The following is a 10,803-nucleotide window of genomic DNA, read 5'->3' as shown; positions in this document are numbered from 1 at the left end:
TCATCCACCATCCACGTTTCAATATTGGTCTGATGACGTAAACGACGCGCAAATTTACGCGCGCGGGCCGAGAGTTCTGACTCACTATCATCCATATTCAGCGGTAAACCGACTAAAAATAGATTAGGTTGATATTGCTTGATAATTTTATGCAAATCATCCCAATTGGGAATGCCATCTCTCATGGTAAACAACGCCAAAGGTGTGGCACTTTCAATCAATGCTTGACCGACAGCCATGCCCATTTTTTGTGTACCAAAGTCAAATGCCATAATCATTTGGGGTGTGTTTAAATCAGGCATGTCCAATCTCAGATGACAACCAGGTTCTGTCGAGCCCCAACTTTTTGTAGGCAGCATCCCAACGGTCGTTATAAGGAATATTAAAAATCAAATCCATATCAGCATCACAGACCAACCAATCACCACGAGCGAGTTCATCTTCCAATTGGTTTTTGGTCCAGCTGGCATAACCCAAAGCAATTTGATAACGACCCACACCTTCGTTATGGGCAATGGCATCTAGAATATCTTTAGAGGTAGTGATACAGATGTTTTCTCCCACCGCAATAGATGAGTGCCATGTTGGTTGGCCAGTATGTAAGACAAAGCCTGCTTCAGGACGTAAAGGGCCACCTTGGAGTACATCATGAGGGCGGACATGATCTGCTTCAATTTCAAGATCATTGAGCAATTCCTTAACAGAAAGTCCTGAAGGTCGGTTGATGATGATGCCTTGAGCACCTTCTTCATCGTGTCGAGCCAAATAAATCACCGTATTGGCAAAAAAATCATCTGCCATATCGGGCGGGGCAATGAGACAGCGATGCGTCAGATATTGTTTGCTCACCTAAAGGCTTCTCCTTGAAATTGAAATGCTTCTAGTAAATGTTCCTAATTACCACGTTACTAGACTAATGCCTATTCTCCAAATCTTTTTTTGTGATCCAATCTACATATTCTAAGCAGACTGGAACTTTAGCTGGCGTAATTGCTTGGCATGTTGCAGTGTGGTGTCGTTGATTTCAACCCCCCCTGTCATGCGTGCGAGCTCATTGATTCGCTCATCTTCTTCTAAACTTAAAATGGTACTGCTGGCAGGATCAGTTTGGCGCTTTTTCACCAATAGATGTTGGTCGGATTGTGCTGCGACTTGGGCTTGGTGGGTAATACATAAAATTTGCACGTGTGAGCCTAAGTCGGCCAATAGGCGTCCCACAATTTCCGCCGTGCCACCACTGATCCCGACATCAATTTCATCAAACACCAAAACTTCTGCTTCAGTTTTTTCAGCATTCATCACTTGCATGACCAAGGCAATACGTGAGAGTTCACCGCCTGATGCTACTTTGGCTAAGGGCTGAGGTGGGATACCTTTATTGGCTGTAAATAATAGTTGGATAAAGCTGAGTCCCTCACTTGAAGCCTGTTCCAAAGGTTCAAACTTAAACTCAAAATGAGCTTCAGGTAGGGCCAGTTGTTTCACTTGTTCGGTTAAATGTTTGGCCAGTGGTGCGGCTGCATCTTGGCGAATTTGATCCAGATGGTGTGCTTTATCTAAAAAGTATTGATGCGAGCGCTCGACTTGTTCTGCCAGTGTTTCAGGGTCTTCTAATAAGTGAAGTTGTTCTAATTCGACTTGCCATTGTTCATATTCTTGCTTGAGCAATTCAGGCTGCGTGCGATATTTACGTGCAAAACGGTGGAACATTTCAAGCTGTGTATTGAGCTCTTCCATGCGTTCAGGGTCGTAGCTTTGACGGTCAATAAACTGACGTAGGTTGGCTGTGGCATCTTCAAGTTCACTTTGCGCATTCAGCAAAGAGGTGTGAATCTCAGCCAATTGCTCACTACGGCCTGCATGCGACTCTAAACGACGAAGAATACTGGAAACTTCTTGATTAATGTTCTGCTCTGCATCATCTAATGCATTTAAGGCATAACTGCTGTCTTGCATGATGTTTTCATGATGTGAAAGACGGTCAAACTCTTGTTCAATCTCCTTGTAGTCGATTTGAACCACATCTTCGAGTTCTTCAAGTTGTAGGTTTAGCGTGTCGATACGCTGTTTTCGTGTGGCTTGGGCATCCAATGCTGCTTGGTGCTGACGGATGTCTTTTTGCCAAGTACTATAAGCTTCACGTACAGCCTGCGCTTCAGGGTAGAAGTTGTGATACAGGTCTAACCAGCGCTTTGGATAAGGTGGCTCTAACAGCTGTTGCTGACTGTGTTGACTGTAGAGTTGTACCAACAAACGGCCAATTTCTTTTAATTCAGCTAAGCTACTCGGACGGCCATTAATCCATGCTTTGCTTCGTCCTGTAGCAAAGATCACACGTCTTAAATGAATTTCGCCTGACTCATCATCGAGTTCATGTGACTTTAACCATGTTGCTTCAGGACTGTGCTCTTGATAACTAAAAATAGCGGTCACATCGGCTTTGTCTGAACCAAAACGAACATAGTTAGTGTCGGTGCGTTCACCTAGACATGCTGACAGTGCATCAAGTAATAAAGATTTACCTGCACCTGTTTCACCCGTTAAGACATTAAAGCCTTGATCAATATCAAGGGCTAAGTGATCAGCTAAAGCAAAGTTAATTAAAGTTAAATGTGTCAGCATAAACGCATCCGAGCTGCGAAAAGTTTTAGTTTAAGATAGTCAAGTTTTATTCAGCCGACAAGACGGCAGTGCTATTGGTTTTCGTTAAAACTGGACTATTTTAGCTTGAATCCCAAAGACGACCTAATAGATTTTTAAATCACGTCGTGAATCTAAAATTGGTAGCAAAGTTGTCCTTGGTTTCTAGATATATTCAAAATGACTATTTTAGAAGGCTTAGACAGGCAAAAATTAAGCCAAAGTGTAGAGAGAAGAGGTGCAATTGTACAATGGTCGGGCTTTAACAAAATATTGATTGAATGGAATAAAACATGGATTGATTAGTTAATCGCACATCTTTAAACTAGCACATCAATATGATTATAAATGCGCATTATCTGGAGTGTATGCATGTCAACTCAGTTCGATCATGTCTCTGTCATTAAAAAATCCAATGTTTATTTTGGCGGGTTATGCATTAGCCATACTGTACAGTTTGAAGATGGTACCAAAAAAACGTTAGGTGTCATTCTACCGACAGAGCAAGCATTGACGTTCGAAACACATGTGCCAGAGCGTATGGAAATTATTTCAGGCGAATGTCGTGTGCAGATTGCAGACAGTGAAGAGAGCGAATTGTTCCGTGCGGGACAGTCTTTTTACGTGCCTGGCAATAGCCGTTTCAAAATTGAAACTGACGAAGTTTTGGACTACGTGTGTCATTTAGAAGGCTAAGCTTTCAGACGATACTCACTAAGTAATTTTAAGCAAAATCAGTTAAACTAGATATTGCACAGCAATCCTGTAAAGTCAGCTTTACAGGATTTTTATTTTGGCACATCGTGTCGATGGTGATTTATCTTTTAGAGGTCCTACATGGCTAAACCTGAATATTTTTATGGCGTTCATTCGGTGGAGTCATTGTTGGAGCTTGAGCCTGAACGTGTGCTCACACTTTTTACCTTAAAAGGGCGTGATGACCAGCGTTTAAAGCGTGTGCTTGAACTGGCTGAACCTTTTGGGATTAGTGTGCAACAAACTGGACGTGATCGCTTGGAAAAAATGGCTGGCTTGCCGTTCCACCAAGGAGTTGTGGCTGCGGTCCGTCCTAATCCAGTTTTCAATGAAAAAGATCTAGAAGCTTTACTTAAACAGTCGCCAAATTGTTTATTGCTGGGTTTAGACCAAGTCACCGATCCGCATAACCTCGGTGCATGTATCCGTACTGCTGCTGCAATGGGCGTTGAAGCTGTGATTGTGCCTCGTGATCGTTCTGCAAGTTTGACCCCGACTGCGCGCAAAGTTGCGGCAGGTGGTGCTGAAAAAGTTAAATTTATTCAAGTGACTAATCTAGCTCGGACGTTAGCGCAAATTAAGGAAGAATTTAATGTGCGTGTGGTTGGTACCATGTTGGATGAAAAAGCCTTGCCGCTACAACAGTTCGATTTTACGGGCACTGCTGTATGTGTGGTGATGGGTGCTGAAGATACAGGCCTGCGTCCAATTACCCAGTCTCAATGTGATCAAACAGTATATATCCCGATGGCAGGCAACTTGCAAAGTCTGAATGTCAGTGTAGCAACGGGTATGGCTTTGTATGAAGCATGTCGTCAACGTAATGTCTAAAATTTTTTAATTTCCGATTCAATTTAAATCCAATGATGACCCCTCAAAAACAAGGCTATGTATTTATTGCCATCACCATGTGTATTTGGGGGGGATTTACCTTAACGGCTCGGCTCAGTGCTAATTGGGGCATTGGGGCGTGGGATATTACCGCCTTACGTTTTCTCTTGGCATTTTGCATCTTAATGCCGATCTTGATCTATAAAAAGGATACCGCCTTTTTGTGGAAGAAAGAGCCTTTTATTTTGGCGATGATTGGTGGGGTATGTTATTGCATCACCGCTTATAGTGCCTTTCATTATGTGCCTGCGGCACATGCTGCGATCTTTCTCAATGGCTGCATTCCACTTTGCACGGCTGTCGCGGCTTATCTTTTATTTCGGCAGCCCTTTGACCGGCATACTTGGCTTAGCCTCAGTATAATGTTGCTTGCACTGACGGTCATGAGCGGGTTGATGTATCAAGAAACAGGTATCGCTTTTAGTTTAGGGGATGGTTTATTTTTCCTCAGTGCTGTGCTTTGGGGAACATTTACTGTCTTGCTTCGGCAATGGAAATTATCTGCGTGGCATTCCATGGCAGGTGTTGCGGTTTGGGCTGCGATTGTATTTGTACCAATTTATGTTTTGTTTTTGCCCAAAACCCTCGCACATGTGCAACCTGTGCAATTGATTGCTCAGGTCATATTTCATGGCATATTTGTGGTGATTGTAGCGACTCTTACTTATGTGGAGGCTATTAAACGTTTGGGGGCATTTAAAACAGGCAGTATTGTCACCTTAGCACCATTTATTGCTGCAATAATTGCAGTTCCTCTGCTCAATGAGCCGCTGAGTGTTGCCATTTTATGTGGGCTTGTAGGGATGGGGATTGGTGCCTTGCAGCCTTGGCGCTGGATACGTAAGGACAGTTTGAAAGCCCAACTCGTGCAACAAAAAAAGCAGTCATAATCGACTGCTTTTTTTAGGCTTCTGAACGAGCTAAATACTTTAAATGCAAAGGTCTGAGCTGTGCGTATAAGTGCTCCAAATGTCCATCATTTATCACAATATCATTGGCTAAAGCCTGTTTTTGCTCGCGTGGCATTTGAGCTTGAATGATGGCCTGAATCTGCTCAATATTTTGATGGTCACGTTGAGAAGCACGCAAAATTTGTAGATCTATAGAAGCATCAATCAACAGGGTGTGTTGGGTTAGTTCATGTTGATTGGTCTCAAACAGTAGCGGTGAAACCAAAATCACATAAGGGCTAGTCGCATCTTGCAATTGTTGTCTGATGGACTGGCGAATAGCAGGGTGGGTGATATTTTCCAATTGCGTGCGGGCAGCTGGGTCTTGGAAAATGTGTTCGCGCAAAGCGCGGCGATTCAGTTCGCCGTTGTCTAGGAGCACCCAATCTCCAAACTGGGCTTGAATTTGTTGCAGTGCGGGCTGACCTACAGCCACAATTTCTCGAGCAACCACATCTGCATCAACCACGTGAATGCCTTGTTGTTCAAACCAGTGACTTGCGGCAGATTTCCCGCTACCGATTCCGCCTGTCAGACCTAAAATAAATGCCATAGGTTTTATTAATTGCCTAAATAAATTTTCATAATTTGCTCGCCCCAAAGAAAAGCAATCCAACCTGCAATAGCAATATATGGACCAAAAGCAAAAGGTTGATTTTCTTTTCGAATTTTGAGCAAGATGATGCCGATGATTGCACCAACAAAAGATGAAAGTAGCACAATCAGTGGCAGTAACAACGGCCCCATCCAGGCACCTAAGGCAGCAAGTAACTTAAAGTCGCCATAGCCCATGCCTTCCTTGCCAGTGATAAGCTTAAATAGATAATAGACGACCCATAAGCACAAGAAGCCAATGATATAACCCCAAATGGCAGCGGTGGGAGAGGTATAAATAGCATAACTATTTATTGCTAAACCAAGTGCTGCAAGCGTGAGAGTATAGCGATCTGGCAGGAGCTGCGTATCAAAATCAATAAAGGTTAAAGCGATGAGAATGTAGGTTAAGACTAGGCCAAAAAGCATTTGGATGGTTGGACCAAAGACCGCCACTACAATCAATGCACACATGGCTGTGAGCAGTTCAATAGCAGGATAACGGATGCTAATTGGGTTATGGCAGGTGCCACACTTTCCACGCAGTACTAACCAACTAACCACAGGGATATTTTGATACCAGTGTATGGCACTGTTGCATTTGGGGCAGGTGGATGCTGGTTTGCTTAAGGTGAGCTTCGTTTCATCAATGATGGGTTGCTCAGGATGAAGTAACAGTTGACAATCAGTACGCCATTCTTGCTCCATCATTTTTGGGGTGCGGTAGATCACCACATTCAGGAAACTGCCGATACACAAACTAAAAACTCCAACCACGAAATAAAGTGCAGTTGGAGTGTTGATCAGAGAGGAAATTATTTCTTGCATTAAACCACAGAACCCATTTGGAAGATTGGTAGATACATGGCAATCACGAGACCGCCCACAAGTACACCCAAGACCGCCATGATCAAAGGTTCCATCATTGCAGTTAAGCCATCCACTGCATTGTCCACTTCGTTTTCATAGTGAGTGGCAACTTTATCTAGCATGGCATCAAGCGCACCAGATTCTTCACCAATGGCAACCATTTGTACTGCCATGGAAGGGAATTTATTGGTCGCACGCATGGCAAATTGAAGTTGTTGACCGGTTGCTACATCCTCGCGGATTCTCATCACAGCTTCTTCATACACCACATTGTTGGTTGCCCCAGCTGTAGACTCAAGTGCATCAATTAAAGGAACACCAGCGGCAAAGGTTGTGGAAAGAGTCCGGCTATAACGAGCAATAATTGCCTTATAAACCAAATCACCGAAAATTGGGGCTTTCAGCGCAGCTTTATCCAGCATGTCACGAAACTTTTTACTGCGCTTTTTGGTCTCGAGTAAAGCTGTAATTAAGATACCAATTACAATAATCAAGATAAACCAATATTTTTGCATCCATTCAGACATGTTGACGACCATTTGAGTAAATGCTGGTAATTCTGCGCCAAAGGAGGTAAAGAGTTCTTGGAAAACGGGGACGACTTTGACCATCAAAATAATCGTCACAATCACTGCAACCACAACCACTGTTGCGGGATATTTCATGGCTTTTTTAATTTTTTGTTTGAGTAACTCACTTTTTTCTTTATAAACCGCTACACGATCTAGCATCGTTTCAAGTGCACCTGATTGTTCACCTGATTCGACCAGCGAACAGAATAAATTGTCAAAATATTGAGGGTATTTTCTGAGTGCGCCAGCAAAGGTATTACCGCCTTCAACTTCACCCTTAATACCGAGGACGACTTCACGCATTGCTGGATTTTCTAAGCCTTCAGCCACGATTTCAAACCCTTGAACCAGTGGTACACCAGCTTTCATCATCGTTGCGAGCTGACGGGTGAAAATCGTGATGTCCAGCGTCGTCACTTTTTTCTTAAATACGCCTTCAAGAATATTCTTTTTCTTTTCACGAATACTTTTAATGGTAATGCCTTGTTTACGCAAAGTGACTTTGGCGAGGGCAAGATTACGTGCAGGCAACTCCCCTTTAATTTTTGCCCCTTTACGGTCTATCCCTTCATAATTGAAGGTTGGCATCATCTGTGCTTTCTTGACAGCCATGCGTTTATCCTTATTCTTTCAATATTTCAATTATTCGCTGGTTACACGATTCACTTCTTGTAAGGAAGTGACCCCCTGCATAACCTTGAGTAAACCTGAACGACGTAAATTGTTAAATCCTAATTTTGCTGAAGCTTCTGCAATCTGTAAGGCATTGCCGTCTTCCATAATAATTTTTGAAATTTCTGATGTAACTTTCATGACTTCATAAATGCCGACACGACCTTTATAGCCTTCACGACATTCAGCACATCCTACAGGCTGATAAAGTTTGAAGTCTGGATTTTTAATATCTTCTGCGGTAAAGCCCATTTCGAGTAAACTTTGTTCAGGAATGTCAGCAGGTGTTTTACATTGTTTACATAAACGACGTGCTAAACGCTGAGCGATTACGAGGTTGACTGAAGTGGCAATATTAAATGATGGCACCCCCATGTTGCGTAATCGTGTCAGGGTTTCAGGGGCACTGTTAGTATGTAGTGTCGACATCACCATATGACCTGTCTGCGCAGCTTTAATGGCAATTTCTGCTGTTTCAAGATCACGGATCTCACCGACCATTACAATGTCTGGATCCTGACGCAGAAAAGACTTGAGTGCGGCTGAGAAAGTGAGGCCGACTTTATTATTCACATTGACCTGATTAATGCCTTCTAAGTTAATCTCAACTGGGTCTTCGGCAGTTGAAATATTCGTATCTTCTTTATTTAAAATATTCAAACCCGTATATAAAGATACCGTTTTACCTGAACCTGTTGGACCTGTAATCAGTAGCATGCCTTGTGGTTTGTCCAAAGCTTGCATAAAGAGTTCTTTTTGATCAGGTTCATAGCCTAATGCATCAATCCCTAACATAGCGCTCGATGGATCAAGAATACGCAGTACCAGCTTCTCACCAAATAAAGTCGGCAGAGAGTTGACACGGAAATCAATCGCTTTGCTTTTTGATAGCTTTAATTTAATACGCCCATCTTGAGGAACACGTTTTTCGGAAATGTCCATTTGAGACATGACTTTCAAGCGAGAGGCAAGACGTGTTGCGAGCTGTAGTGGTGGGCTGGCAATATGACGAAGTACACCATCGACACGATAACGAACGCGATACGATTTTTCATAAGGCTCAAAGTGTAAGTCTGAGGCGCCCATACGAATTGCATCAATTAATAGTTTATTGATGTATTTTACAATCGGTGCTTCATCACCTTGCGGGGAGTCATCCTCCTCATCATTCGGCTTTTCAAAATCTTGTTCTAGATCTAAATCAATATCATCATCAGCAAATTCAAAACTATCTGTTTGAGTAAAGTTTTGCTCAATAAATTTTTCCAGTTGAGGATGCTCAACAATAATTGCTTCAATGTTCATTTTAGAGTTGAAGCGAATCGCATCCATGGCATCCATATTGGTCGGATTGCTGGTTGCGAGATAAAGAATATTACCTCGGCGGAAGATAGGTAGAATACGATGTTTAGTGATGAGCTTAATATCAACAACATCTCGTAGAATTTGTGCTGAGTCATAGACACTTAGGTCAAAAACTGGCTCACCAAACTCCAAAGAAATAGTTTCTGCGATAATTTTTGGAGAGAGTTTATAATTTTCGATCAGATAAGGAACAATATCTTGTTGAGCCTTTTTGGCAGCAAGCATCGCCTGCTGCATATTTTCAGCAGTCATGCGTCCGTCTTCGACTAAGCGTCGAATAAAGCCTGTGAATTTAGGCAAACCATTTGATACTGACATTCCCCAAGTCCTTAACTTCTCAATTGTTTATAATTGGTATCGTAAAATTATACTTTTGTTGCACAAAAATACCATATCTGAAAGTGTTGTCACCACCTTAATATCGATTAAAAGCATGAACTGGTCGTAATAGCAGGCGGTTTTTTTTACAAAATGCTCTTTGTTTTGATCGGTGTAGTTTCCATCAAAGAATAAATTCTGGAAGAAAACTATCTTTGAAAAATAAATAACGTGTAGAATGAGGCCGTTTTAATGAACTGTTTTGAATAGGGTGCTGTATGTCGGGTTCGACGATTAAGCCATGGGTTGTCGGCAATTGGAAGATGAACCCAATGCAGGCAGATGCCAAGCAATTGCTTCAAGAATTTAAACAGCTCTTGCAAGAGAAAGAAATAGCACAAGAAAAATGTAATATTGGCGTTGCACCTGTTGCAATCGCACTGGGCACAACACAAGTTGAGCTTGCGAAAGCTGTACGCCCAGTTTTTACTGTAGCTCAAGATGTTTCACGTTTTGCCCATACTGGTGCATATACTGGTGAGGTGAGTGCAGAGCTGCTGAAAGATAGCCAAATCGAATATGTTTTGGTGGGGCATTCGGAGCGCCGTGAATATTTTGCGGAAACCTCTGCTGTTTTAAATGCCAAAGCACAAAATGCATTAAATGCTGGTTTGACTGTCATTTACTGTGTAGGTGAAAGTCTAGAACAACGTGAATCGGGTCAGGCTGAAATTATTGTTTTACAACAAATTTGTGACTTGGCTAGTGTGGTGGTGGCGGAACAGTGGCAAAATATTGTGATTGCTTATGAGCCGATTTGGGCGATTGGCACAGGCAAAACTGCATCGCCAGAAGATGCACAGGCCATGCATGCAAAAATCCGTGAAGGTTTAACCCAAATTACCTCGTATGGCGCAAGCATGGCCATTTTATATGGTGGTAGTGTTAAAGCTGAAAATGCAGTAGAGTTAGCGGCTTGTCCAGATATCAATGGTGCGCTCGTCGGTGGGGCATCTTTAAATGCAACGTCTTTTTATAAAATTGCCGAAGCATTTGCAAATACAAAATAATTAGGAGTTCAGCATGCAAACTTTTGTGCTGGTAGTACATATTATCTTAGCTGTGTTGATGATCGTGCTGATTTTAGTCCAGCATGGTAAAGGTGCAGATGCTGG

Annotated in this window: 12 protein-coding genes; 5 read left to right on the top strand and 7 right to left on the bottom strand. The window is 42.5% G+C overall.

Going from position 1 to position 10,803, the window contains the following annotated elements; all coding sequences use genetic code 11:
• From ruvX to recN, 3 genes are all read right to left on the bottom strand, one after another.
• Positions 1–302 (bottom strand): Holliday junction resolvase RuvX (gene ruvX, locus B4F08_RS09720; protein WP_291374260.1); only part of this gene is annotated, 302 nt, incomplete at its 3' end.
• Complete coding sequence (locus B4F08_RS09715) at positions 295–849, bottom strand: YqgE/AlgH family protein (protein WP_086209703.1); 555 nt, start codon at positions 847–849, stop codon at positions 295–297. The genes ruvX and B4F08_RS09715, both read right to left, overlap by 8 nt.
• Before the next feature lie 111 nt (positions 850–960).
• Positions 961–2,622: a DNA repair protein RecN gene (gene recN / locus B4F08_RS09710; RefSeq protein ID WP_291374259.1), complete on the bottom strand. Its 1,662-nt coding sequence runs from the start codon at positions 2,620–2,622 to the stop codon at positions 961–963.
• A gap of 390 nt (positions 2,623–3,012) precedes the next feature.
• Between recN and B4F08_RS09705 the strand changes: the two genes are divergently transcribed.
• From B4F08_RS09705 to B4F08_RS09695, 3 genes are all read left to right on the top strand, one after another.
• Positions 3,013–3,336 (top strand): pyrimidine/purine nucleoside phosphorylase, encoded by a 324-nt coding sequence (locus tag B4F08_RS09705; RefSeq protein ID WP_086209701.1) that lies wholly within the window; start codon positions 3,013–3,015, stop codon positions 3,334–3,336.
• A 141-nt stretch (positions 3,337–3,477) separates the two neighbouring features.
• Positions 3,478–4,227 carry a 23S rRNA (guanosine(2251)-2'-O)-methyltransferase RlmB gene (rlmB, locus tag B4F08_RS09700; protein WP_087527058.1) on the top strand — a complete coding sequence of 250 codons (750 nt, stop codon included), beginning with the start codon at positions 3,478–3,480 and terminating at the stop codon, positions 4,225–4,227.
• 32 nt (positions 4,228–4,259) lie between these two features.
• Positions 4,260–5,177, top strand: a complete 918-nt coding sequence (locus B4F08_RS09695) for a DMT family transporter (RefSeq protein WP_171264462.1) — start codon at positions 4,260–4,262, stop codon at positions 5,175–5,177.
• A gap of 13 nt (positions 5,178–5,190) precedes the next feature.
• Here the strand turns inward: B4F08_RS09695 and coaE are convergent, their stop codons facing one another.
• The 4 genes from coaE to pilB are packed head-to-tail and all read right to left on the bottom strand — an operon-like array spanning position 5,191 to position 9,628.
• Entirely contained in the window at positions 5,191–5,790 is a 600-nt protein-coding gene (gene coaE / locus B4F08_RS09690; RefSeq protein WP_119064163.1) for a dephospho-CoA kinase, read from the bottom strand.
• Positions 5,791–5,798: 8 nt separating this feature from the next.
• Positions 5,799–6,659, bottom strand: coding sequence for a prepilin peptidase (locus B4F08_RS09685; protein ID WP_291374258.1), 861 nt, complete (start codon positions 6,657–6,659; stop codon positions 5,799–5,801).
• Positions 6,659–7,885 (bottom strand): type II secretion system F family protein, encoded by a 1,227-nt coding sequence (locus B4F08_RS09680; RefSeq protein ID WP_110974247.1) that lies wholly within the window; start codon positions 7,883–7,885, stop codon positions 6,659–6,661. The genes B4F08_RS09685 and B4F08_RS09680 overlap by 1 nt, the downstream gene beginning before the upstream one ends.
• Before the next feature lie 30 nt (positions 7,886–7,915).
• On the bottom strand, positions 7,916–9,628 hold the full coding sequence (pilB, locus tag B4F08_RS09675; protein ID WP_110974248.1) for a type IV-A pilus assembly ATPase PilB: 1,713 nt from the start codon (positions 9,626–9,628) through the stop codon (positions 7,916–7,918).
• 278 nt (positions 9,629–9,906) lie between these two features.
• Here pilB and tpiA point away from each other — a divergent pair, with 278 nt between their 5' ends.
• Entirely contained in the window at positions 9,907–10,698 is a 792-nt protein-coding gene (gene tpiA, locus B4F08_RS09670) for a triose-phosphate isomerase (RefSeq protein WP_291374257.1), read from the top strand.
• A 13-nt stretch (positions 10,699–10,711) separates the two neighbouring features.
• Positions 10,712–10,803: preprotein translocase subunit SecG (gene secG / locus B4F08_RS09665; RefSeq protein ID WP_291374261.1), on the top strand; the 92-nt coding region annotated here is incomplete at its 3' end.

The sequence above is a fragment of the Acinetobacter sp. UBA6720 genome (assembly GCF_002454215.1).
In the GTDB taxonomy this organism is placed as follows: domain Bacteria; phylum Pseudomonadota; class Gammaproteobacteria; order Pseudomonadales; family Moraxellaceae; genus Acinetobacter.
Note: the sequence above shows the minus strand (reverse complement) of the source record. Positions and strands in the feature narration are given on the sequence as shown.